Raw genomic sequence first — 23,721 nt, forward strand, 5'->3', positions numbered from 1 at the left:
GTGCGGCATTTACACAACTACCCGCGTTTTGCGAACCGATTTAACCAAATCGACAAAGCGTTTTGCGAGGCTCGGCCACCATGCAGAACGCATCCGCCCCAGGCTCGTCGGCCTCTCCAATGGACAGCGACCGCCCGACCGCAACCTCTTCCACCGAGGCTGCTACCGGATTCGTGGATAGCGATGCCGCACGCGAATTGGAGATGCTGCGCGAGATCGTACGCATGCTGCCGGCCTCCGTCACTGTGCAAGACGATCAGGGCGACTTTCTGCTGGTGAATGACGCCGCGGCAATCCAGTTCAATGCATCGGCAGACCAATTCAACAGACCCGATCCGCAATCGGATTTTCTGGTGCAGGCACTGACGCATCGACGCACGACTGCACTCGACCTGCTGCAGTCCGGCCGCTCCGCGGTGTTCGAGGAACGCGTCAATTCCGAACGCGACCGGCGCGTGTTCCTGACCACGCATCGCCCGGTGCGTATCGGTGACCGCAGCGTGATACTGTCCAGCGCCACCGATGTGAGCCGGCAGAAGGAGATGGAAGAAGAGCTGTTTCGCCGCGCCTATTACGACGAGCTGACCGATCTGCCGACGCGGCGCGTGATCGAGAAACATGTCGGCGACATCATTGGCCATTCCGGCGAGACATCACATTTCGCGCTGGCCTTTCTCGACATCGACAATTTCAAGCACATCAACGACTATTACGGTCACAGCGTCGGTGATGCGCTGCTGGTGCAGTTCGCCAAGCGACTGGCGCTCGACCTGCGCGGCACCGACATGCTGTCGCGGATTTCCGGTGACGAATTCCTGCTGCTGCTGAACCCGATCCAGAGCCAGCAGGAGGTCGCCGAATATCTGGAACTGCTGGTGCAGCGGCTGCGTGCGCCGTTCTTCATCGACGGCTCCGAAGTATTCGCTTCAGCCTCGATCGGCGTCAGCCTCTATCCCGAACACGGCCGTAACTACGACGCGCTGCATCAGAACGCCGATATCGCGATGTATCGCGTGAAGAATGAGACCAAGGGCGCTGCGGTGTTCTTCGACTCCAGCATGGAGAGCGAGGCGCTGACCCGCATGGCCACCGAACAGTCGTTGCGGCTGGCGATTCTCGACAAGCGGTTCTGCTGCGCGTTCCAGCCGAAGGTCGATATCCGCAGCCTGGAGATCAAGGGTATCGAGGCCCTGGTGCGGCTGCGTAACGACGATGGCGTGATCCAGGCACCCAGCACCTTCATCAATCTGGCAGTCGAACTCGGCCTGATTGACGAGCTCACCCATCTGGTGCTCGCCGAGATCATGAAGTCGATCGACCTGATCGACGAGACCTTCGGCGCCACCGCCAGTATCAGCATCAACGTCGCCGCCAAACAGGCTGGCAACCCGGAATTCATGCGCGCCTTTGCCAGGGCCATCGAGGAGACCGGCTGCCCGACGCGCTTCATGGTCGAAGTGACCGAAGACGCATTCGTCGCCAAGACGCATTTCCAGGACGACATCCTGCCGATGTTCCGCGCGCTCGGCGTCGGCATCTCCATCGACGATTTCGGCGTCGGCTATTCGTCGCTGTCGGCGCTGGCGGATATCACCGCCGACGAGATCAAGATCGACCGCTCTTTCATTACGGACATCCACAAGCGCCCGCGCAGCCAGGGCATCCTCCGCGCCATCGAGTCGCTCAGCGAGGCGCTGGGCATGACCGTGATCGCCGAAGGCGTCGAGACCTTCGAGGAACTGGCCTATCTTCAGGCCGCGACCAAGATCCGCTATGCGCAGGGCTATTATTTCTCCAAGCCGATTTTTCTGGAAGAACTGCAGCCACAGGCACGCACCAGTAGCGACCTGCGCGGCGCATCATCGGCTCGTCCGGCAGCAGATGCCCGCCCCGCCTATTCCCGCTCCGGCGGCCGGGGTTATTGAGGCACCGCCCTCTCCCCGTCATTGTCATCCCGTAACCACATCCCATCTGTTAAGGGACTGAAAACCACGCGCTACGCATCACCAGAGAGCCCCCATGCCCGTCGTCCCGCTGTTTCTGAATATCCTCTGGATCGTGTTCGGCGGATTGGGAATGGCGGTCGGCTGGCTGATCGCAGCGGTTGTCATGGCCATCACCATCATCGGCCTGCCCTGGGCCCGGGCCGCGTTCAATATCGCCGCCTATACGCTGCTGCCGTTCGGCCAGCGCGCCGTTGACCGCGAGGCCGTCACCGGCCGCGGCGACATCGGCACGGGTGTGTTCGGCCTGATCGGCAATGTGATCTGGCTGGTGCTGGCCGGCTGGTGGCTGGCGATCGGCCATCTCCTGGCGGCGCTGGCCCTGGCGATCACCATCGTCGGCATTCCCTTTGCCTGGGCACATCTGAAGCTCGCCGGCATCGCGCTATGGCCGATCGGCAAGGTCATCGTACCGGCCTAACGCGCATTGCGTTGAACAAATTCAAATTTTCTCGTTGAGAGTGCACCGCGCATACGTGTGATTAACTATTTCGCTCAATGGTGAAACGAGGTGGGCCTCGGGCGCCGGAGTGATTATGCGTAAACTTCCTTTTTTGATCGTTGCAGGTTCTTTCACGGCGGTTGTCGCCGCCGGCGCTGGCGCCTGGCATTTCTTCGGTCCCGCCGGCGCTCAGACCAGCGCCAAAGCCGATAAAGGCGAGCTGACCACCGCCTCGATCGACACGCGCGCGCCGAAATCGAATTCGACCGCACCCACCGAACCGCCGCCGCGCGTGCAGGCTGTCGCAGCTGCACCGGCTGCCGCGCCGATACCCGCCGCTCCGGCCGTGGAGAAGCGCCCGGCCATCGCCAAACCCGTCTGCAACAATCCGAACGCGCTCGGCGTGTCACGCACCGTACAGATCGACACCACCGGCGGCCCCGGCCTCGGCATGTCGCAATATCGCGACTATGACTTCCTGCAGCCCGGCGAAGTCGTGCTGACCTTCGACGATGGCCCCTGGCCGGTGACCACGCCTGCCGTGCTGGCTGCGCTCAGCGCGCAATGCGTGCAGGCCGTGTTCTTCCCGATCGGCAAACATGCCACCTGGCATCCCGCGGTGCTGAAGCAGGTGATCGCGGCCGGCCATTCGGTTGGCACCCATACCTGGTCGCACCAGAACCTGGCGAGCAAGACCCCGCAGGAAGCCAAGGACGAGATTGAGCGCGGCATCAGCGCCATCACCCTGATGGCCGGACAGCCGCTGTCGCCGTTCTTCCGCTTCCCGCAATTGCGCCAGAATGCGGAGCTGAAAGCCTATCTCGCCGAGCGCAACATCGCCGCCTTCTCCATCGACATCGATTCCGAGGACTTCCGCATCCACAATGCCGGCAAGCTGGTCGCCTCGGTGATGGAAAAGCTGAAGAAGAAGGGCAAGGGCATCATCCTGATGCATGACCTGCACAAGTGGTCCGCCGCCGCGGTGCCGGACCTGCTCGCCCAGCTCAAGGCCGGCGGTTACAAGGTCGTGCATATCCGCGCCAAAGATACGCTGCCGACGATCGCAAGCTATGACGCCGCGATCGCTGCCGAGCTGCAGCCGGTGAAAACCAGCAACGCTCGCCCGATTTCCAACGTGATCCAGACGGTCGACTAGCGGCTAATCTAACTGGCTTAAGCCAAATTCAGGCCGGGGCGGCACCGCTGCCCCGGCCTTTTTGTGTTTCATGGCAAGGCGCGCGGCGAAACAAAACGATCCCCCGACGAAACCATTATCCACCTCGACGCAGACCGCCTGAAACCGGGCATGGTTATCCATCTGTCCAACGACGCGGCACACAGCGCCGCCCAACAGGGACAGTCAGATGCGCATTATCGGTTTCATCGTCGCCTTCTCGTTCGCCTTTGCCGGCCCGTCATTCTCCGGCACCGCGATGAACGACCTGCCGGGTATCGGCACCTTTTCCTACAACGGCGCGCAGATCGCCCCCGATACGGCGATCGCGAAATTCGCCTATCTGACGCTCACGCGTCGCGCCTGATCGCCCCCCTCCTCTCCGATATCCCCAGACACAGAAAGCCATCACCATGACCTCATTCAGCGCAAATCTGATAGGACACACCCTCAAGGCCGCCACTGTCGGCGCAATCCTGATGCTGTCGGCGACGGCGAGCCAGGCCCAGTCGGCGAGCCCTTTTGCCGGCTTTGACGGATCGTGGAGCGGCAGCGGCACCGTGTCGCTGTCGGATGGCTCCTCCGAACAAATTCGCTGCCGCGCCACCTACAACGTCGTCGGCGGTACCGCGCTGAAACAGTCCCTCCGCTGCGCCAGCGACAGCTACAAGTTCGAACTCAGCAGCGACGTAAAGAGCCAGGGTAATCAGGTGACCGGCACCTGGGGCGAAGCCAGCCGCAATATCTTCGGCAATCTGCAGGGCAGCGCCGGCGGTGGCCAGATCGATGTTTTCGTCGAGGCCGCCGGCTTCGCCGCCAACCTGACGCTGACGACCAAGGGCAACAAGCAACTGGTCTCGATCAGCTCCAAAGGCCAGATCCGCGACGTCTCGATCAACATGATCCGGAGCTGACGCATAACCTATGCGGCTTGATGCCGTCGACCCACAGCATCAAGTCCACCGCCTGACACGAGTGTTTTGATGCCCGGTTGCCGCCTGCGCCTGATCACGCGAAGCAGTGGGTTTTCAATTGTGAGATGCACGATGATGCCCGCGCCGCCAGCTATGGCGACATAACCCAGCATCATCATCGTCGATCCATCGGGCGTCGGCAGCTGAAGCCATCGCTCATTACCTGTTTTCATGACGTCGAAAACGATCGGATGGGTGAGATAGATGGCGTAGGACGCATTGCCGATCAGAATCAGCGGCTGCCAGGTTATGGCGCCGCCGGCATATTCGACAAACAGTGCACTGGCCACGATCACGACCGGCGCGGCTGCGGCGAGCGCCATGTAAACCGACGGCGTGACGTTGTTTGCCCATAGCGGTCCCACGAATTGCGACCCATAGCAGAGTGTGACGAGTGCGGCGCCGATCCAGACAATGGAGCGTTGTGGTGCAGCGGGAGCAAAAACCTGCACCACATAGAAGATCGCGATCCCGGCGATGAAGAATTTCGTATAGTCGAAGGATAGATAGTGGCAGACAGCCGCCGTGCAGGCGGCGGCCGCGGCATAATTCAACGCCACCAGGCATCCGACAACGATCAGCGGCGCCAGACGGCGGCTGATCGCAAGAGCTGCCGCGAAGATCAGATAAAAATACACCTCGTAATTCAGCGACCACCCGACATTCAGGATCGGATATTTGTCACCGATCGGCGCGAACATCAGGCTGCGGCCGACATAGGCCCAGAGCGGCTCGGACGAACGGCCATCCAACGGCTTTCCCCATGTCTCTGCCTCAAGCAGCGCAGATCCGAACATCACGACAAGAAGCACGGCTGTGCACAGCCAATAGAGCGGTGCGATCCGCTCCAGGCGCTTGGCGAGAAAATCGTCATCACCCTTCCGGGTGATGAAACACATGATGAAGCCGGAGATGACGAAGAAGGTGGAGACCCCGAAGAATTCGGTGTGCCAATCGCCCGCGAACTTGTAGCCGGTGTGGAAGAACACCACGCCAAGGGCAGCTATGCCGCGCAACACCTGCAGATTTGACAGCATGGGCCTCCCTCAACCGCCCGTCGCGGTCGGGGGCAAACCTCTGGCAGAGACGAGAGTTCCGCCGATCCGGAACTCTTGCGGGACAAAGAAGGCGGCGAGGTGACGCCAGCGGTCAGAAGCCGTAAAGCCGTGCGGGATTGTCGACGAGGATTGTCTTGCGAAGTGCCGCGTCGGGCGCGCACACCGCGAGCTGGTTCAGCAGGCGGCCGTCGTCAATCTGAAAGAGCGGCGTGACCTCGGTCGGCTTCCTGCCAGCCGGCGTCACCGAATCCGGATGCGGCCAGTCGGTGCCCCAGATGATCCGCTCCGGATTGGCGGCGATCAGCGCCTTCGCCAGCGGTGCGACGTCCGGGTAATCTGGCCCTTGTGTCGAAGCGCGATAGGCGCCGGAAATCTTCACATAGGCCTTGCCGGCTTTGACGAGGTCGAGCAGGTCCGCAAAGCCCGGCTGATCCAGCCCGAGCTTGGCTTCCGCGCCGCCGAAATGATCGAATACCAGCGGCATCGGCGCGCTAGCAACAACCTCCTTGATCGCAGATACCAATGGCAGATTGGTGAACATCTGGATGTGCCAGCCGCGCGTCTTCATGCGCTCGATCGCAGCCAGCAGACGCTGCTTGCCGATGGCGGGGTCGCTCACGCCGCTGGTCGCAAGATTGATCCGCATGCCGCGAATGCCCGCGGCCGTCATGGCGTCGAGCTCGCTCTCCAGTGTCTTGTCATCGATGACAGCAACGCCGCGCGCATCGTTGCCCCGCGCCTTCATGCCGAACAGGGTCGCCGAATTATCAGTGCCGTAGATGCTGGGCGTGACGATCACGACACGCTTGACGCCGAGTGCCTTGTGCAGCGCCGCCATTTCCTCCGGCGACGCCAGTTCCGGCGTGTAGACGCGGCCTGCAAAAAACGGAAATTTTTCGGGATCGCCATGAATATGGGTGTGACAGTCGCAGGCATCTGCAGGCACCTGGAAATTCACCGGCGTCGCCGGCTGCGCGGCCTTCCCAACCGCAAATCTATTGCTGAGCACGACAGCCCCCGCGATTGAAGAGAGCAGAACACCGCGTCTTGTGAACATTGGTTCCTCCCTGATGTCGTGACGCCATTTTGGGCCGGCGTTCACTTGATTGAGGCCAACGTGATCGTTTCGCGATCCATGTCAAGTGTGCTTCCACATGCTGCAAAGCAAAGAGGACGGGGATCGCCTTCCTGCTGCACAGCCCCATGTCGAATTGGCTGTGCAGCAGCTCGCTTGCAGTCATGTCACGGTTTACGGACAGTCACGCGCAGGAACGTCGCCTTCACCGATGTCTGCGAAGGATCGGAGCTTCTGTTCTGACTCTCGAACAGCTTGACAAGCTCTCCCTTCAAAGTGTCGGCGCGACCGTCTTTTTCAGCCGCATCGAAGGCATTCATGCTCGGGCCGTAATAGGCCCTGAACTGGTCGACGAACTTTGCCGGCGTTCCGGCAAAGTTGAATTCGTAGGAGTCACGAGCGAATGAGATATTTGGCTTCGGAATGCCGGCCGATGTGAAGCGCTCGACAACATTGTCCTCGACACCCCAGGTCATGGGACTTACGAACCCTTCTGGCGGAGGAGGCGAATAGGACGAGCTGATTTTAAGGATCTGCGCCACCAGAGTGGGATCGTTCGGGATCCAGTTTCCCATCACAATCCGGCCGCCCGGCCGCGTGACACGAACCATTTCCCTGGCAACATCCGATGGCCTGGGCGCGAACATCGCGCCAAAGATGCTGACAACGAGATCGAAACTGTCGTCCTTGATATCTTTCAGATTCGACGCATCGCCTTCCTGAAAACGACACGTAAGCCCTTCCGCCATCGCGCGCCTGTTGCCGGCGTCCACCAGATTGCGCGCGATATCGACGCCTGTGACGTTTGCCCCGGCTTTTGCTGCCGGAATTGCCGTCGTTCCGTCTCCGCATCCAAGATCGAGCACGTCACTTCCGCGCGTGATCCCGATCGACGCAACGAGCGCCTCGCCGCTGGCGCGCATCGTCTCCGCGATACGGGTGAAATCGCCTTTCTCCCAAAGAGCCTGGTTCGCATTCATGGGACGTCCTCCGATGTTCAACGCGGGAACGGCCGGCGCCTGGGTCGGTTCGCAGAACGCCGCCTGGGTAGCCGCAGTTATGTCACTCGGCTAGCGTTCCAGGTTCAGCATTCGCGATCGGACGATACCCCGCTGCCAAACACAGCGTGATTGAGCAAATGGGCGAGGTTCCGGGACAATCACGGGCGCAACCTCGTCCCCTCGCCCGCGCGAAATACCCGCCACACCCGCGGCGCGAGCGCTTCTGCGCATCCCGCCCCGATCCGAACGTGCGACCGTCGCCCGAAAGAGGGCACGCGCACTCCAACCGAGCCATTTTCGCCGAATCCGGCCCCGGCCAGCCGTTGCCGCCGCCCGGCCAATCGGCTAAATGGACGCTCAAGCACCCGTAGCTCAGCTGGATAGAGCGTTGCCCTCCGAAGGCAAAGGTCACACGTTCGAATCGTGTCGGGTGCGCCAGATCTTGCCGCGCCGCGCTAGGCGGCCTTTGCGGGGGCAAGCCCAACGGATTGCGCCTCAGAGCTTTGCCTCCGTTAAGCCGTTCGACCATCAGCACGCAGCGTCTCGTCGATGACATAATCGACCATCGCGTCCTGCAGATGATATTTGCGAACATGCTCGCGCAGATCCAGTGCCATCTGGCGCAGATGCGGCTTGTCGCTCAGTCCGCGCTCGATCACGGCCGACAGACTGCCCGGGGTTACGTCGTACAACAGAACATGCTCGTGTTCTCGAACGGGCGCGTGACGCTCGACCGTCGGATAGTTGAGAACCGGCACCGTCAGGCATTGCGCCGCCTCGGCGGTTCGATAGCACTCCCAGCTATAGCCCGACGGCGACCAGGCCAGCCATGCGCTGGAAAGCCGCCGCAGGAACTCGTCATGCGGTAGCCTCTCATGCGGAATATCGACCTTGAGACCCTTGCTTCTCAACGCCTCGAGTTCTGAAAGACCGACACGGCGCACCCACGAATTTTCCGCAACCTCGCCAACGAAAAACACGTCAGATGTCTTTTCCGGAGGTTCGCTATCGGTATCGACCCTTGTTGCAGGAAGCGAAATGGGGCGGATCTTCGCCAGACGTTCGTTCCAGCGCCGATTGCGCCGTATGCGCCGCGTCGGAAGTGCCGGATGGGCCGAGTGGCAGAGAATGTGCCACCGATCGACGGGAAGCTCGCGTTTAAAAGCCGCGGTAGCCTTGTCGAGCAGAAAAAAGTTATGCGAGCCGACGATGAAGGCGTCGTTCATATCCAGAACGGCGATCGGCACGGGAGGCTTCACGAATCGTAGCCAGGAGACGCCGAACACTCTTGTCATCGCGGAGAGCGGGCGAAGCGGCTGCCGGAAGAAAGCGCGTAGCCAGTAGCGCGGATGCCACGCCGGGCGTAGTGGCATATAGACGATGATCAGGTTGTATTTCCCGCGTCGCGCCTCACGCATCGCTTTGATGAATCGCCAGGGCGTGCAGTCGGCAAAGCCTTTCGCCGCTCGCCCGCGAGGGATCGGACGTTCCCCCGTCCAAAGCACATCCGTCTCTTCGGGATAGATATCCTTGCAGTAGTGCCAGGAGCCCAATTCGAGGATTCTCGGTCTGGTCCTATTTGGGCTTTCTGCCGTCGCACTCACCGATGGAATTCCTTAACAGACGAGGCCAGATCACGGGAGTTGCAATAGAACGGGTATCACCATCACGGATTGATGCGCGACACGACATGAATGCAACAAAAAAGCGCGTCTGACGAGGGCGAAGAAGGCTGCAACATGCCCGTCTGCAAGCGTTTTTGGCGAGCTGGCCTCAAGGCGCCTTTTAGCCTCTCCCAAAGCCGCCTGCGATCCGACACCCTTCATCCGCTTGCTGCACCGGCTGCAGTATCTACAACACTCGGCGGGGACCGCTGCTCAACCTGTTGAAGGTCGGCGGGCATTCCAATTTTCGCTTTCCGCACCGCGACCGCTGACGCGGCAGGATCAGTCGATGAGCGACCCCCGCGCCACCACCCATATTCCATGTCTTCAACTGGGTGCACCACGCGCTGCAGCCACATCCTCTACAGGACATGATGAAGCATGACATCCTGAGCGCGCGGCGGACTGGATCCATACCTGGTTGGTCATGAAGCTGATCGCATATCAGGGTGGACAAGGCCGAGCGTCGGCACGTCAGATAACCGAACTGTCGGAGCTGAAGGACAGGCGCCAACAAGACAATCAATGTCGAGCGAATGCCAAAGGCAGAGCCCATGCCGCAATGCGGCGGGAGCACCATGCCGGTCCTCTTTCAAATCGATCCACTCCAACGACCTTGGTGACAGAAGGTCGTCAACAAGGGACTCGTTTTGAATGGATCGAATTTGACAATTCGCAACGTGACTCAGTCGGCAGTGCCTTGTGGCTCGGGCGGCTCCTGATCAGGCGCATCACCAAGCGCCTTTCCCCGGGCGAGACTCCGTTCTTCCTGCACCCTGATATTATGCATCAGAGCTGTGAGGCGACGGCCGGTGATGGGCTGACCATCACCCTGGGTAACGCCCTGCGCAGCAAGGCCCGCAGCAATCTCGGTCCACGTCGCGCCGTCTTCACGGTGCATCCGTTCCAGTTCCCGAAGGTTCTTTCGAATAATTTCAGTCGCGCCAGATTTGATCTTGCCGATCGGCGAATCCTGCCGTTCGGCTTTCAACAATTTCACGTAATCGCGAAGGCTTTTGAGATCGATATCCATGGCCACGGCAATAGTGTCGGTTTCTTAAAACGCCACTTCATCAACCGATGAATAGCCCCTATCGATCTATTATCAAGATTTACGGCATTTAACTCAATGCGCGGATTTACCGATTTGATCTGATAGACTTTGGAGTGAGGCAGCTCGACTCATCTATATTTTTACGAATCAATTTCAATATTCTTTGGGTCGACTTTAATTTGATTGTCGCGCATCTCATTGATCGTGCGTGCGCCATTCTCCATTATTCGATCAAATCGCCACCCCGTGACGATCGTGAGATGGGCGGCTAGCATCTCGCGACCACACGAAGACCACACCGATAACTACACAACTCCTATGCGCTCTTGTGCATGACATATCGGTGCGGACGGCACCCCATCATCGTTCGAACAATCTGCATCGTCGTGCGATGAAGATGGACCGTCGGTTGATCGTTTGCGCACACATCTATCTCGACGGCTTCGCGCAAGCTTCGCTTGTTACGCCGCTCTTACGATTTGATTGCCACTGCAGACAGTCATGACCAATGCAAAGATCAGCATGACGATGTCCAAGAAACCGTCGGATTCACAGTCGACCGCTGTGGAAAACGGCAGCCTGTTTCGTGAGCAATCACCGAATTTACACTCCACGCCAAAACCTCATATCGCTGCTGCCGCTGCGATCGACGAGCTTCTCGCCAGCGAAGCGCGGGCGAATATGCAACGCGCTCGCATTTCCACCCGCGAAGAGCCGATCAAGGCAAAGGTGCGCTTCACTGTGCCGCCCGCCCGTATTGTCGCAAGACCGTTACAATCGCCGGCATGGAAAGCTCCATTCTTCTCCCTGGCGATGGTCGTCGGCCTGTCAACGCTCGTTTCCGCTGGCGCGATTGCCTATCTGCTCCTGCGGCCGATGACATCTTCAGCCGTATCTGATGCGGATCTTCGCAGCATTCGCGATTCCGTCGCGCAGCTACGACGGCAAGTTGCGGAGATGACCGGCGATGTGGCGAGCAGTCGCGCTGCCGCTGAAGCTGCCCGTACGCAGGCCGCCGAACAGGCAAGCCGCGCACAAGATCGCGCCGACCGCGAACAAACGGCTCTGGCTGCGAAATTTGCACGCATTGCCGATGAGAAAGCGCAAGCGGTACAGGTCGCAGCCACGCTGGCGAACACTGCCGATATCACCGGCACGGTGCAGCCTCAGGCGCAACGGCCACCAAGTACGTCACGCGAAGTTATTCCCGGCTGGCACGTGCGCCGCGCCTATGATGGCGTCGCAGTGCTCGAGGGGAAAACCGGCGTGATTGAGGTCGTGCCGGGGCAGGATGTCCCTGCTCTCGGGCGGATCCAGGAAATCAAGAACGAAAACAACCGCTGGCAGGTTCTAACCAGCAGAGGCGTCATCCTTTCAGGTCGCTGAATTGATGCCTCGATCTGACTGATCGATACTAACGGCCACGCACAGGCAGGATGCTCGTGACACGCTGGATGACTACCAAGGACGACGCCGACAAGATCGGCAACTTCGGATTCGTATCGAGCGATCCGAGCGCCCTATATGGCACGCTCTTGAGAGCGGATATCAGTATTGGCCGATGCCGACTGATATCGGACCCACGCAATCGCATGTTGCTGCCCCGCACATGACGAACAGACTCTCGCTCCATATGCCCGCGCACGACAATCAATGCGTTTTTCCGTGTGGTACTGCACTGGTTCAAACCGGTGAAGTCGCGATTGCATCTGTGACGACACGCTGTGAGATAGTTCGATGCAAAAAGGGTCCGACTAAATCGTCGCCCTTCATGAATTATCCACTTGTTAGTTTGCTTCAACTGCATGGTTTGCATGCACGACTCTTTGCAAATTTGTGCACCTCGACTACTTGATGATGCGGTATCATCTTGATGACCAGTATGCCGATTCGCGTGTGTGACAACTCGGGCAAGTTCAGCCGATCAAAGCGCCAGATATCGACGATACGGCACGCGATCGGCCACCTCCCCCGTTTTGACATTAGCGCTGGTTCGGTTCTGCCACCGACCGTGCACGACCATGAGATGTCATGTCGTGTTCACATAGCGAGAGGGAGCTCTCTGAAACTACGGATGAATGCAAGCCGGAGAATGTGAGCTGACCGCATCACAGCATTGGGTATCCCGTAAAAAGCGACCGGGCCTCCCATTTGCAAGTCAGCGAATCGCTCAAAGGCCCATCCATCTGCTCAAGTAACTGTTGTGTTGCGTCTTCAAGACAAAAATGGGGCGAGTGCGCCTAATTCGACCCCATAACGATATCAAGGCGAACACGCAGGGGATTAAAATGTTTGTTGTAATCGATGACCGAGAGGGCGTCACACAAGGCTATGCGGCCGGGTTTGATCGCGAAGGGGTTGTATCGATTGGCTTCACGTCTACAGACTTTCGCGATTGGCTGGAATGTGCCGTTGGTAATGATTTAACTGTCATTCGGGCCTTTCTGCTGGGCGATTGTCCGGATCGGACGAGCATCCCATCCAGTATCCGCAACAGGTCACGGGCGCCGATTATTGCGCTCAACAGCCTGAAGCACCTCAAGCAGACCATTGAGTTGTTCGAAGCTGGCGTCGATGACGTCGTTCACGCACCGGTCCACGTGCGCGAGATCATGGCACGAACGGCAGTTATTCGCCGCCGTACCATCGATCAGCACGAACCGGCACAAACGAGCGTCATTCGTGTCTTTCTCGATGGCCGCGACCCGGAGGTTGCCGGTCGCACTTTGGTCCTGCCACGACGCGAACTACGCATTCTCGAACACCTAGTCGGGCATCAGGGCAAATGGCTGACGAAGACCCAGCTCTTCAACGCCATCTACGGTCTGTTCGATGCCAGCTTCGATGAGAATGTGATCGAAAGCCATGTGAGCAAGCTGCGCAAGAAGCTACGCGATCATCTCGGCTTCGACCCGATCGAATCGAAGCGTTATATGGGTTACCGACTGGACGATCTGAAGTCTCGTCCCGCTCACGAAGCGCCTGTTTCAAAGGCGAACTAAGGCTCACGCCTTACGCGCAAGAGGACGCCGACCACGGCGTTGGCGTCCACCGCCTCCTCAAACTGCTGTGCAAGACACAGAGCTTCTCGCTTAACGCGAAGTACCACACATCCACCACGCTAGATCATTGAGCATCACCGTACCACAGCGATGACCACTCGCTGTAGTCTCAGCGGCGAATCTGATCCTTCGACACATAGTTGAAATCCTGCACCAGGACTTCCTGCAGCGCCTCCGTCTGCAGACGCTTGTTGACCTGCGCGCGCACCGTCTGCGCGAATTGCGCGAGGTCGTAACGACCGAGATTCTTGAAATCGAGCTTCTGGTCGCCATAGATCATACGGAATGCTTCATCGACGACGAACGGCTCCGGTGGCACCGGAAGCTGACGCAGGACTTTGGCGTTAGCAGTGAAGACGAGCTGGGTGACGATATAGCCCTGAACGCTGCCGTCGGCGATCATCGGCACATTGATCACCTTGACCTTTTCATAAACCAGACCTTCAGGTTGGTCCTGCTTCGCGGGCAATGCAGCCGCAGTCTCCTTCCAATAGGAGATCCCGAAACTGGTACCCACAGTGACGAGGCAGGCCCAAATGCCCGTGATCAGCAGCTTCATCATTTGCGCTTGCCTGCGATCGCCAGTGAGTAGGTGCCGTCCGATTCAACCTCCTGGATCGAACGCGCGATGATGGCCGAGACCTCACGCACGGCATCGAGATGGATCTGTAACGCAGCTTGATTACGGATCAGGCTGGCGCGCAACAGTGTGAGTTGCGGCGTGACGCGCGGATCATTCTTGATGTCCTGAGTCAGCCGCATTGCCCGAGTCAGCTCGAGCAGGCCACGGTTCTTGCGCTGGCTGAAGCCATCGAAATCCACTACGGCACGAATCTCAAGCTTCTCCGTCTCCTCATCGATGGTTGCTTTCAACCGATCAATTGCGGTCAGCGCGCTGCTTTGCGTACCGAGCCATTGGCCAGGCGCATCGTCCGCCTCACCGAAAACGGAGGCTTCCTGCGCAGCCGATTCAGGAAGGTCGGTCTCAGGCAAGGCCAGAGCCTGTGCCTCGACGGGGATGACTGAGGTCTGCTGTTCGATCTGTTCCATGTCGATCTCTACTGTCATGGCCGGAATCGGCCGTTAGCCTTCGGAAGTTGGAGCCGATGTCGGGCGCGATTTGGCCAGTTGCTTGGCGATGCCGACGCCGTTGCCCTTGGCCATTTCATTGCCGATCTGCTCGGCGAGCATCGAACGCCAGACATTGCCGGCGGTACCCTTGCCGAATACGTCCTCCGCATCCTTCGGCAGCATCGTTTCCACGAACATCTGCAGCACGAAGGCTTCGAACTTGCGATAAACCGGATTGCTTCCCTCAGCCTTCCGAATGATCGGTGTTGACGCTATCTCTCCGCCGCTGACGGGGGCAGTCTTCGAGCTCTGGGCGGCCTGCCCTGCGGCAAACTCGTCGGCGACCGCAGATGCGAAGTTCGCCTCGCCCGCCGGCGCCATACGCTCAAGCCTCGTTGCCGCGACACGTTGAGCGGCCGGATCCGCCGCCTTCATGACATCCGCAATTAGATCGTTCGATACCGGGGCCACTGTCATGACATACCCTGCGCAACTGTCAGAATTCCCATCGGTCTATGCTCCCTCGATCGACCGCCGTGCGGCCTTGTCGATCTCGTCGTCCAGAACCCGCTTTTCGTCGGCCCGAACCGTGCGTCCGACCGCCGACTTCACCATTTTCAGCGCATGTTTCAGCTTGCGGCCTTCGTCGCGCGCATGCGCCGCCAGTCTTTCCCTGGTCTTGGCTACGACGCCTTGCTCGATGCTAGCGGCGCGCAAACTCTGGCTCGCCGTCTGCACGGCGAGGTCCGGAAGCTTGCTCTCATCATTGAACCCTTCCAGAATGAGGCGCTGTTTCTCCTCGAGCTGGTTCTCCCGTGCCTGGCATTCCATCAGCTGCCACTCGGCAATCCGGTGCAGCCTGGCCTGCACGGCGGCGATACGGCGGATCTTGCGGTCGCGCTTCTGCATGGTTCGTCACCCGGACAGCCAGGACGCGAAAGCGATGCTGAATTGCAGCACCATTTCGCGACCCGTGAGATAGAGCAACAACAAGCCACCGGTGAGCACGAATGGAATCGAGATGAAATAGACCGGGATACTCGGCGTCAGTTTGTTGGCGAGACCAACCGCGAAATTGACGATGACAGCATAGACGACGAAGGGACTGGCGACCCGGAGTGCCAGCGTAAAGGCCATGGAGAGATGATCTACGAGTTGCGTTAGCCCGCCCTCGGCACTGATTCCGGTCGCCGGCAGCCAGATCTGGTAGGAGCCAACCAGACCGCGCAACAATTCCCAATGCTGGTCGGTCAGAAAGAATACGACCGTTGCAGTCAGCGTGATCAGCGGCACCAGCGCCGGCACATGCTCGCCATCGTCGGCGACACCAGGAAGGGTCAGACCGATCCCCGACGCGACGAATGTAGCCATCGTTTCCAGCGCCGCGAAGAACATGCGTGCAGTGAGTCCAATGACCAGGCCCACCATCAGCTCGGACATGATCAGGCGGAGGAGATCCGGCGCCGTCGCCGCTTCCACAGCCGGCCGGACCGTAGACTCCAGCAGAGGTGTGAGCATCAAGGTGACACTGATGGCGAGGAACAACCGGATCTGTGTCGGGATATTGACGCGGGAATAGCCCGGCGCCACCATCATGCAAGTTCCGATGCGGCAAAAGATCAGGAACGTGGCCAGAATGGAGACGGAGCTGCTTGCGATCAAGACACAGCTCCGAGCGACATCACCTCGGCCCCCCGTGCGATCTCCACATGCGACAGCACCGGCAGCGTGGGGAACATACGTTCGGTGATCATGCGCACATAAGGACGGACGTCAGGCGGCGCGACCAGCACCGCAGTGTCGCCATTGGCAGCCGCCTTGCGGACCGCAACCGACACGTCATCCGCAAATTGCTCGACCAGCCGCGGATCGGCATCGAATTCCACGATCTCACCCTTGCCGTCGCGTTTGATGCTCTGATGGAAAGCAAGATCCCAGCGATTGCCGAGGCGGAGCACCTTGAGCACGCCGTTGTCGGCGAAATCGCCGCAGATCTGCTGCGCAATGCGCATCCGTACATGCTCGGCCACATGCTCGGACCGACGCACATGCGGCGCGATCTCGGCGATGGCTTCTAGAATGAGATGCAGATTGCGGATCGAGATCCGCTCGGCGAGCAGGAGCTTGAACACCGCCTGCAGCCCGGAATAGGAAATCTGCGATGGCACCATATCCTCGATCAGCCGCTTGTATTCGGGATCGAGCCGATCGATCAGTGCACGGGTGTCCTTATAGGTAAGGAGCTGGGCCAGATTGTTACGGACGACCTCGCTGAGGTGCGTGAGGAGCACCGAGATATTGTCCGCGATCTTGAAGCCGTCCTGTTTGACCTCGTCGATAAACGTCTCGGGAACCCACATCGCCTTCATGCCGAAAGCCGGCTCGATCGTCTCGTCGCCCGGAACATCTGGCTTCCGATCGCCGTCAAACAACACCAAGGACTCGCCAATGCGCAATTCGTGATGGGCCACGACGGTGCCATAGATCTTGATACGATATGACTTCGGCCCGATGGATAGGTCGTCGGTCAGCTTGATCTCGGGAATGACGAAGCCATATTGGGCGGCGAAACGCCGCCGGACCTTGGCGACGCGGTGCGCCAGTTCGCCATGGGCATTCAGCATCTGGATCGCAAGCTGACTGCCAACGCAGAGCTCGACATCGGAGGTCTTGAGCAATTCCTTGACGGAGTCCCTGTTCTCGATCTGCGCTTTTTCCTGAACCTGCGCGATGCGCGCCTGTTCCACCTTCGCGCGGGCGGCCTGCTGGCGCGGCAGCGTAAAGCTCATGAAGGCCATGGCGCTGCCAAGCAGCGCGAAGGGCAGGAATGGAAGTCCGGGCAGCAGACCGAGCGCGAACATCATCATCGCGGCAACTGACTGGGCGCGCGGATACTTTCCGAGCTGCTTCAGCACCATCTGCTCGGCAGAGCCGCGCGTGCCTCCCTTGGAGACGAGCAGGCCGGCCGACAGCGACACGATCAGCGCGGGGATCTGCGAGACCAGGCCGTCACCAACGGAGAGCTTGGTGAAGACATCAGCGGCGCGTGACAGTTCCATGCCATGATGAGTGACGCCGATGATGATGCCGCCAAAGATGTTGATGGCGGTGATAATCAGGCCGGCAATGGCGTCGCCGCGCACGAATTTCGAGGCGCCATCCATGGCGCCAAAGAACGAACTCTCCTCCTCCAGCTCGTGGCGCCGACGCTGCGCTTCCTTGTCATCGATCAGACCGGCCGACAGGTCGGCGTCGATCGCCATCTGCTTGCCGGGAATGGCGTCAAGCGAAAATCTGGCGCCGACTTCGGCGATACGCGTCGCACCTTTGGTGATCACCACAAAATTCACGGTGACGAGAATTGCGAAGATGATCAGGCCGATGACGAAGTCGCCGCCCATCACGAATTTGGCAAAGCCGGCGACGACGTAGCCCGCGGCGTGCTCTCCCTCACCGCCATGCGACAAGATCACGCGCGTGGTCGCCACGTTCAGCGCCAATCGCAGGATGGTGGCGATCAGCAGCACGGTGGGAAATGCCGAGAAATCCAGCGGCCGCTGAATCCACAGCGACACCATCAGGATCAGCGCGGACAACGCGATCGAGAAGGCCAGGCCGAGGTCGATCAGGATCGTCGGAACCGGCAGCACCAGCATCACCAGAATGGTGACGATGCCGAATGCAAAGGCGACGTCCGTACCGGCCCGCCGTTCGGCCGGCAGGGCTGAAATCGTTACGTCGGCCATGGCAATTCTCGCGCGAATATCATGGCCGCACTGTGCAGCGCCGACCTTGCGTGAAGATGGTGGAGACGATGGCGGCTAGAAACCGCGTTCGATCCGGCCGTAGAGCACTTCGGTGAAGGCGAAGATATGAGCTCCCATGAAGGAGCCGGTGACGGCGACCACGATCAACATCACCACGATCTTGGGGATGAAGGTCAACGTCATTTCCTGCACCTGGGTCAGCGCCTGCAGGAGGGCAATGACGATGCCCACGAACATCGCGGCGCCAACCGCCGGGCCGGCGGCAACGATGATGGTCCAGATCGCCTGCTGGGCGATATCGAGGGCGTCGCGCTCGTTCATGGTTCAGCTAATGGTAATGCCGGGCCCGAGCTGGACCTTCGTGCCGTTTTCGAGCGTCGCAACCGCACCGCCCTGGATGATATAGACTTCCTTGATCTTGCCGGTCGTACTCGTTCCGCTTTCATCCGTGAATGAAGCGGTGCGGCCGATCAGGCCTTCTGCCTGGGTAATCGCGCTGGTTGACAGCAGCGTATCCAGCTTCGCATTGGTCTGAACCGCCTGCTCGACGGACGACAGCTGTGCAAGCTGGCTCATATATTCGGTTGAATCAGTCGGATTGGTGGGATCCTGGTTGCGCATCTGCGCGATCAGAAGCTGCAGGAAGCCATTGTAGTCGATCATGTTGGTCGACGACGTCGTCGACGTCGTGTTTGTTGTGGATTTCGCGGTATCTACGCCGTTGACGATCATCTCGCTCTCCCTTGGTTAGGCTACGACCGGCAGCAGCATGTCGGCGCCGCTCAGGATCGCCTGTTCGACTTCGAACAGAGCCCGTATCTTCCGCAACGCCTCGTAATAGCGCTTCGCCTCGACGAGCTCCTCGATCGCATCGAGGCCCTGCAACAATTCCTTGTTGTCGGCCGCCGCGTAGATCGCGCAGCGCTGATGTCCAAAGACCGCACGCGCCTGTTCGATATCGCTCGGGCTCATCAACATCAGTTGCACGACGAAATAGAGCTGCCGAAGCGGCGTTGTCGCATCGGCGACTTGCATGACCTGGCTTTCCAGCAGGAAAGTCACGTCGTTGATCAGTTCCAGTGTCACCTTGCGGTCGACCCGCAAAACTGCGCCGTTAATATAGATTTTCTCGCCCGATCGTAGCGATATGCACATTGGCTTCTTCATGCCAGCGAATCCCGGATGACGATATTGATCGCAACGAGATCGCTCACGTCCGACAACTGCCCTTCCCGGAGGCGCTCGGCTTCCTTGATGACCCAGAGACCAATCGAAATCAGTTGCGCTCGCAACTGCTCCGGCAGGCCGTTTCGTGGATTCGACAGATCTTGTATGAAGAAGGTCCAGAGATTACGAATATAGAGTAAGGCATCTGTTTCTTCGGATGAAGCAAGCGCTCCGCTCTGGATTTTCTGAAGTAGTTTAATTCCGTGATTGAGCGCTTGTTGTTCTCTGGATCGCGCCTCGCGGCCGCTATCCTCGATTTCCGCGTCGTAACCTGCCAGTGTCATTTCAATCGATAACCTGTTGCTTCATAGATCAGCCCACCTATCAGAGATAATTGAGGATGCTGAGGTTCTGAATTTGCGCGGTCAGCGCATGCGACATCTCCAACTGATTTTTCAGGGAGTTGACCCGGACGGATGCCTCTTCCGGATCGACCACTTCCATAGCGTTGATCTGCTTGTTGACGATGTCGGTCTGCACCTTGAGACGACTGGTAGCATTTGTTGTCTGTTCCTGCGCGGTTCCGAGGCGTGCACCGACACTCGCAAGGTCGGACACCGAACCGCCGACCAGCAGCAGCGCCTTGTCTGTAACGGCCTGGAACGCGCTCTGATTCAGAGTTTCCAGACCAAGCCCGCTGAGCATCGTGTAGGCCATCGCCAGGTTGCGGAATGCCTTGTCATTGGCGCTGGCGGAGGAATCGACGGTTTGTGTCGTAGAGATGCGACTGCGCATGACCTGATCGGATGCCGACGACCAGTTCGTTCCCCAGGCCGGATCGTCGAATTCGGTCGCAAACGCATTGTCGAGGAAGTTATTCATGGCGGCGGGGGTGATATTTACGGCAGCCACGTCACCGGGCGGAAAACCAAAAGCGGCAGTAAAGGCCGCATCGATCGCCGTCTTGCTGGCCGAACCGGTCTGATAAGGCGTCATCGGCTGTTGCGCCGTGTTAATGCCGGCGAACAGATACTGTCCGTCCATCGAAACATTGAGCGTCGTGAGAAGCGACTGGAGGTTCGACGCTGCCGGCTGGGCGATGATGACGCCGCCATTTGCCGAATTGCGCGCCGCCAGCAGATCCTTCTGGAAGGACTGTGCCGTCTCGATCAATTGCGAAACACGCTCCTGCGTGACGTCCAGACGGGCACTCACGAGTGCATTGGTATCGACGATTTTCTCCATATCGAGAAGCTCCGCACGCAGGGTCACGTCGCGACCCGTGAGTGCACCAAGGCTCCCCCCGACATCAGCGAGCCTTCCTGTCGTCGCCTCCTTGGTGGCCTTTGAGATCGCTACCTGGCTTTTCGACGCGGAGATGCGCAGGGTGGTCGAGATCGAGTTCGATGAAATGAAATTTGTAGCCATATCGATTACCCCACCGCCATCAGAAGTTCTTTCAGCATGTCGTCGATCGTTGAGATCAGTTTCGACGATGCCGAGAAAGTGCGTTCGACCTGTAACATGAAGGTCATCTCATCATCCATGTTGACGCCATTGACGTTCGACAACGCATCGGCGCTGCGTTCCAGGAGCGTCTGGCTATAGGTGGCGTCGTCGCCGACGCTCTTGCGTTGCGATTCCAGCCAACTCACCGAGGAGCCGGCAAAGTCGATGAGGCTGCCGCTAGGCTTGCCGAGCGCGGCCGGATCATAGGTTCGGGATGCCGCCATGCCATCGACGAGGCCCTGAATGCGGGCGAAGAAACCCGCCTCACCGCCGGCATTGTAGACATAATTGACGCCATTGATCCCACCATCGCGGATCAGGCTCGGATTGCCGCCAAGGGCCTGATCGACCAGGGCCGTCACCTTGATCGTCCCGGCGAGCCCGGTATTGATCACGCCCGTGGTCGGCATTCCGGGTCCACCGGCATAGGTGAAGAGGCCGGTTTGGTCTGGTCCAGCGGCGGCACTCTGATCCTTCTCGGCAAAAATCTCGATCACGGTGCGCGCAACTTCGTCGAGCTGATTCTGATAGGTCACCATCTTGTCGTCGCGAAGCGTCGCGAGACCAGCGAGCTTGCCGGAGCCGATCGGCATGATCGCGTTAGCGCCGGTAACGGGAACGCCATCGATGACCACAGCGTTACCCGTTGTGGCGGCCGTGTAGGAATTTGTCGGAGCGAAGGTTACGGAGCGAGCGGTACGCTCGAACAACGTGACCCCGGAATCCGTATAGACAACCATGTCATTGTTTGCGCGGGTGGCAAACGTGATCCCAACTTCCTGGGACAGCTTCGACAGGATACTATCGCGCGTATCAAGGTAGTCGGTGACGTCGGAGCCGGAGATCGTTCCCTTGATGATCGCCGTATTGACCGTCTCGAATTGTGCCAGAAGCTGATTGATATTCCCGACCGACGTCGCCATTTCGGCATCGGCATCCGCGCGAACAGTCTGCACGGTGTTGGTCGAATCGTTCAGCGATGCGGCAACATTTTTGGCCGCCGTGACGGCGGAATTCGCCAACGTTACGTTATCCGGCGCCGATGCATATTGCTGCAGGGCGCTTTTCAGCTTGGCCAGTTGCGCCGCGGCAGACTGATCGAGCTCGGGGTCGTCGATGGTGACAGCCGCAACCTTCTGCAGACCGTTATAAAGGGCATCCTGCTGTGCGGTGTTTGATACCGCCTTGACGACATTGTTGAACAAGCCGGCGCTGGCGGCCCGCTGAATACCACTGACATAGACACCGCTGCCCGGCTGGGAAACGATCAGAGCATTCTTACGGGAATAGCCGTCCTGATGCAGGCCGGCGACGTTGCGCGAGATGACGGAAGACTGGACGCCCGACGCCATAAGCGACGAGCGGGCCGAATTGAGTGCGACCGTAAGTGACATTGGAGACTCCCGTCAGTGATCCGCGCTGTGCGCTAGCGCTTCAGGTTGACGAGTACGTCGAGCAGGTCAGCGCCGGTCTGGAACACCTTGGAATTCGCGGTGTAGCCACGCTGCGACTCGATCATCGCCGTGAGCTCGTTGGCCAGATCGACGTTGGATGCTTCGAGCGCTTCCGGCTTGATGGTACCGAGACCGCTATTGCCCGCGAAATCGACCTGGATGTTGCCGGAGTTGGTGCTGATCGAATAGACATTCCCGACTTCGGGCGAGAGATTGTCGGGACTCGGTACCGTCGCCAGCGGGATCTTGTAGCTCGCGATTCGCGTGCCGTCGTCGAAGATCGAATACATGGTGCCGTCTGAGCTCACCTCCACACGGTCGAGCGCGCTCGGCGCGTTGCCGTTGGTCGTGGCCTTGAACTGGAACTCGTCCGCGACCTGCGTCATACTCGACATATCGAAAGTGACGGGCGAGCCGCCCGGGATTGTGAAGGCCATCGAGGTCGGGCTTGCGGCAGCGAGGCGGCCCTTGCCGGTGGCGCTGACGTCGAAGGTAAACGTCTGGGTGGTGCCCAGCTGCGACCCGGCTGCATAGGGGAAGCCGCCGCCTGCTGCCGCGCCTGCGCTGTTGTAGATCTGCACATCCCATGTATTGGCGGCTGTCTTGAACATGTACATGTCAAGTTTCACCGCATTTCCAATATTATCGTAGGTGATGACCGACGTTTTCGACGTAAAGTTCGGCGGCCCGGCGCTGATCGCAGCATTGGAATCCAGGTTGGCGCTACTGATGCCTGCCTGGGTCGTCGGATTTCCCATCAAGGACTGCTGCGCGATGTTTACGACCTCGAGATTGCCGAGGCCGTTGGCAACGACGTTCGGCTGGGCGCCATTCTTGATGTTGTAGCCCATCAGATAGTAGCCACCGGTATTGTAGAGATTGCCCTGGCCATCTGGAACGAAAGAGCCAGCGCGCGTGAGGTAAGGTGTGCCACCCGCATCGCTGACGACGAAAAAGCCATTGCCCTGAATCATCATATCGGTCGCAGAAGTCGTGTAATTCGCCGTACCGGGATCAGAGATCGCGTAACGAACCTGCGTCTCGACGCTGCCGGAATTGTAGTTCCCGGTTCCGCTGCGAAGGATCAGAGAAGAGAATTCTGTCGAGGCGCGCTTGTAGCCCGTGGTATTCACGTTCGCGATATTGTCAGCGACCGTCGCCAGCTTGTTCGACTGCGCGTTCATGCCGGAGCCGCCTGTGCGCATCACCCCATACAGACTCATCGATTATCCTCCGTTTCACGTGT

At 59.3% G+C, this 23,721-nt stretch carries 25 protein-coding genes and 1 tRNA gene; 9 read left to right on the forward strand and 17 right to left on the reverse strand.

Annotation, left to right across the window (positions count from 1 at the left end; genetic code table 11):
- The first annotated feature begins 203 nt into the window (after positions 1-203).
- From AB8A50_RS19925 to AB8A50_RS19945, 5 genes are all read left to right on the forward strand, one after another.
- On the forward strand, positions 204-1,925 hold the full coding sequence (locus AB8A50_RS19925; RefSeq protein ID WP_439080008.1) for a putative bifunctional diguanylate cyclase/phosphodiesterase: 1,722 nt from the start codon (positions 204-206) through the stop codon (positions 1,923-1,925).
- Positions 1,926-2,019: 94 nt separating this feature from the next.
- Positions 2,020-2,424: a YccF domain-containing protein gene (locus AB8A50_RS19930; RefSeq protein WP_231078775.1), complete on the forward strand. Its 405-nt coding sequence runs from the start codon at positions 2,020-2,022 to the stop codon at positions 2,422-2,424.
- 115 nt (positions 2,425-2,539) lie between these two features.
- Positions 2,540-3,601 carry a polysaccharide deacetylase family protein gene (locus AB8A50_RS19935; protein WP_115032417.1) on the forward strand — a complete coding sequence of 354 codons (1,062 nt, stop codon included), beginning with the start codon at positions 2,540-2,542 and terminating at the stop codon, positions 3,599-3,601.
- 208 nt (positions 3,602-3,809) lie between these two features.
- Entirely contained in the window at positions 3,810-3,986 is a 177-nt protein-coding gene (locus tag AB8A50_RS19940) for a hypothetical protein (RefSeq protein WP_439078699.1), read from the forward strand.
- 46 nt (positions 3,987-4,032) lie between these two features.
- A complete protein-coding gene (locus tag AB8A50_RS19945) occupies positions 4,033-4,533 on the forward strand; it encodes a hypothetical protein (protein WP_120287524.1) in 501 nt (166 codons plus the stop codon).
- Between the two features lie 8 nt (positions 4,534-4,541).
- On the opposite strand, the gene AB8A50_RS19950 is transcribed toward AB8A50_RS19945, so the two are convergent.
- The 3 genes from AB8A50_RS19950 to AB8A50_RS19960 all read right to left on the reverse strand — a co-directional run bounded on the left by AB8A50_RS19950 (position 4,542) and on the right by AB8A50_RS19960 (position 7,706).
- Positions 4,542-5,630, reverse strand: a complete 1,089-nt coding sequence (locus AB8A50_RS19950) for an acyltransferase family protein (RefSeq protein WP_439078700.1) — start codon at positions 5,628-5,630, stop codon at positions 4,542-4,544.
- Positions 5,631-5,742: 112 nt separating this feature from the next.
- On the reverse strand, positions 5,743-6,708 hold the full coding sequence (locus tag AB8A50_RS19955; protein WP_439078701.1) for an amidohydrolase family protein: 966 nt from the start codon (positions 6,706-6,708) through the stop codon (positions 5,743-5,745).
- 185 nt (positions 6,709-6,893) lie between these two features.
- Positions 6,894-7,706, reverse strand: coding sequence for a class I SAM-dependent methyltransferase (locus AB8A50_RS19960; protein ID WP_439078702.1), 813 nt, complete (start codon positions 7,704-7,706; stop codon positions 6,894-6,896).
- Positions 7,707-8,088: 382 nt separating this feature from the next.
- Between AB8A50_RS19960 and AB8A50_RS19965 the strand changes: the two genes are divergently transcribed.
- Positions 8,089-8,165 (forward strand) — tRNA-Arg (locus AB8A50_RS19965).
- A gap of 74 nt (positions 8,166-8,239) precedes the next feature.
- Here the strand turns inward: AB8A50_RS19965 and AB8A50_RS19970 are convergent.
- Entirely contained in the window at positions 8,240-9,145 is a 906-nt protein-coding gene (locus AB8A50_RS19970; RefSeq protein WP_439074268.1) for a glycosyltransferase family 1 protein, read from the reverse strand.
- 673 nt (positions 9,146-9,818) lie between these two features.
- On the opposite strand from AB8A50_RS19970, the gene AB8A50_RS19975 reads away from it, so the two are divergent.
- From AB8A50_RS19975 to AB8A50_RS19985, 3 genes are all read left to right on the forward strand, one after another.
- Positions 9,819-10,475, forward strand: coding sequence for a hypothetical protein (locus AB8A50_RS19975; RefSeq protein ID WP_147421587.1), 657 nt, complete (start codon positions 9,819-9,821; stop codon positions 10,473-10,475).
- Positions 10,476-10,946: 471 nt separating this feature from the next.
- Positions 10,947-11,831, forward strand: a complete 885-nt coding sequence (locus AB8A50_RS19980; RefSeq protein ID WP_120287529.1) for a hypothetical protein — start codon at positions 10,947-10,949, stop codon at positions 11,829-11,831.
- Positions 11,832-12,733: 902 nt separating this feature from the next.
- The gene (locus AB8A50_RS19985; RefSeq protein ID WP_120287530.1) at positions 12,734-13,447 is read left to right on the forward strand and encodes a response regulator transcription factor; all 714 of its coding nucleotides are present in this window, start codon (positions 12,734-12,736) and stop codon (positions 13,445-13,447) included.
- Between the two features lie 169 nt (positions 13,448-13,616).
- Here AB8A50_RS19985 and AB8A50_RS19990 read toward each other — a convergent pair whose 3' ends face one another.
- The 13 genes from AB8A50_RS19990 to AB8A50_RS20050 all read right to left on the reverse strand — a co-directional run bounded on the left by AB8A50_RS19990 (position 13,617) and on the right by AB8A50_RS20050 (position 23,698).
- Complete coding sequence (locus AB8A50_RS19990) at positions 13,617-14,069, reverse strand: hypothetical protein (RefSeq protein ID WP_439078703.1); 453 nt, start codon at positions 14,067-14,069, stop codon at positions 13,617-13,619.
- Entirely contained in the window at positions 14,066-14,557 is a 492-nt protein-coding gene (locus AB8A50_RS19995; protein ID WP_439078704.1) for a hypothetical protein, read from the reverse strand. Before AB8A50_RS19995 ends, AB8A50_RS19990 begins: the two co-directional genes overlap by 4 nt.
- A gap of 33 nt (positions 14,558-14,590) precedes the next feature.
- On the reverse strand, positions 14,591-15,055 hold the full coding sequence (locus tag AB8A50_RS20000; protein WP_120287531.1) for a rod-binding protein: 465 nt from the start codon (positions 15,053-15,055) through the stop codon (positions 14,591-14,593).
- A 36-nt stretch (positions 15,056-15,091) separates the two neighbouring features.
- Positions 15,092-15,487, reverse strand: a complete 396-nt coding sequence (locus AB8A50_RS20005) for a hypothetical protein (RefSeq protein WP_439078705.1) — start codon at positions 15,485-15,487, stop codon at positions 15,092-15,094.
- Positions 15,488-15,493: 6 nt separating this feature from the next.
- On the reverse strand, positions 15,494-16,240 hold the full coding sequence (gene fliR / locus AB8A50_RS20010) for a flagellar biosynthesis protein FliR (protein WP_320445939.1): 747 nt from the start codon (positions 16,238-16,240) through the stop codon (positions 15,494-15,496).
- Entirely contained in the window at positions 16,237-18,324 is a 2,088-nt protein-coding gene (gene flhA / locus AB8A50_RS20015) for a flagellar biosynthesis protein FlhA (protein WP_093757658.1), read from the reverse strand. The genes fliR and flhA overlap by 4 nt, the downstream gene beginning before the upstream one ends.
- A gap of 75 nt (positions 18,325-18,399) precedes the next feature.
- Positions 18,400-18,666, reverse strand: a complete 267-nt coding sequence (gene fliQ / locus AB8A50_RS20020; RefSeq protein WP_068729862.1) for a flagellar biosynthesis protein FliQ — start codon at positions 18,664-18,666, stop codon at positions 18,400-18,402.
- Positions 18,667-18,669: 3 nt separating this feature from the next.
- The gene (gene flgD / locus AB8A50_RS20025; protein WP_089263447.1) at positions 18,670-19,077 is read right to left on the reverse strand and encodes a flagellar hook assembly protein FlgD; all 408 of its coding nucleotides are present in this window, start codon (positions 19,075-19,077) and stop codon (positions 18,670-18,672) included.
- 15 nt (positions 19,078-19,092) lie between these two features.
- The gene (gene flbT, locus AB8A50_RS20030) at positions 19,093-19,500 is read right to left on the reverse strand and encodes a flagellar biosynthesis repressor FlbT (RefSeq protein ID WP_120288068.1); all 408 of its coding nucleotides are present in this window, start codon (positions 19,498-19,500) and stop codon (positions 19,093-19,095) included.
- A gap of 8 nt (positions 19,501-19,508) precedes the next feature.
- Entirely contained in the window at positions 19,509-19,856 is a 348-nt protein-coding gene (gene flaF / locus AB8A50_RS20035; RefSeq protein ID WP_068729866.1) for a flagellar biosynthesis regulator FlaF, read from the reverse strand.
- 40 nt (positions 19,857-19,896) lie between these two features.
- Positions 19,897-20,940, reverse strand: coding sequence for a flagellar hook-associated family protein (locus AB8A50_RS20040; protein WP_089263446.1), 1,044 nt, complete (start codon positions 20,938-20,940; stop codon positions 19,897-19,899).
- A gap of 5 nt (positions 20,941-20,945) precedes the next feature.
- A complete protein-coding gene (gene flgK, locus AB8A50_RS20045; RefSeq protein WP_439078706.1) occupies positions 20,946-22,415 on the reverse strand; it encodes a flagellar hook-associated protein FlgK in 1,470 nt (489 codons plus the stop codon).
- 32 nt (positions 22,416-22,447) lie between these two features.
- Positions 22,448-23,698, reverse strand: a complete 1,251-nt coding sequence (locus tag AB8A50_RS20050; RefSeq protein ID WP_439078707.1) for a flagellar hook protein FlgE — start codon at positions 23,696-23,698, stop codon at positions 22,448-22,450.
- Positions 23,699-23,721: the final 23 nt, after the last annotated feature.

This window comes from Tardiphaga sp. 841_E9_N1_2 (genome assembly GCF_051811065.1).
GTDB classification, from domain to species: Bacteria; Pseudomonadota; Alphaproteobacteria; order Rhizobiales; family Xanthobacteraceae; genus Tardiphaga; species Tardiphaga robiniae.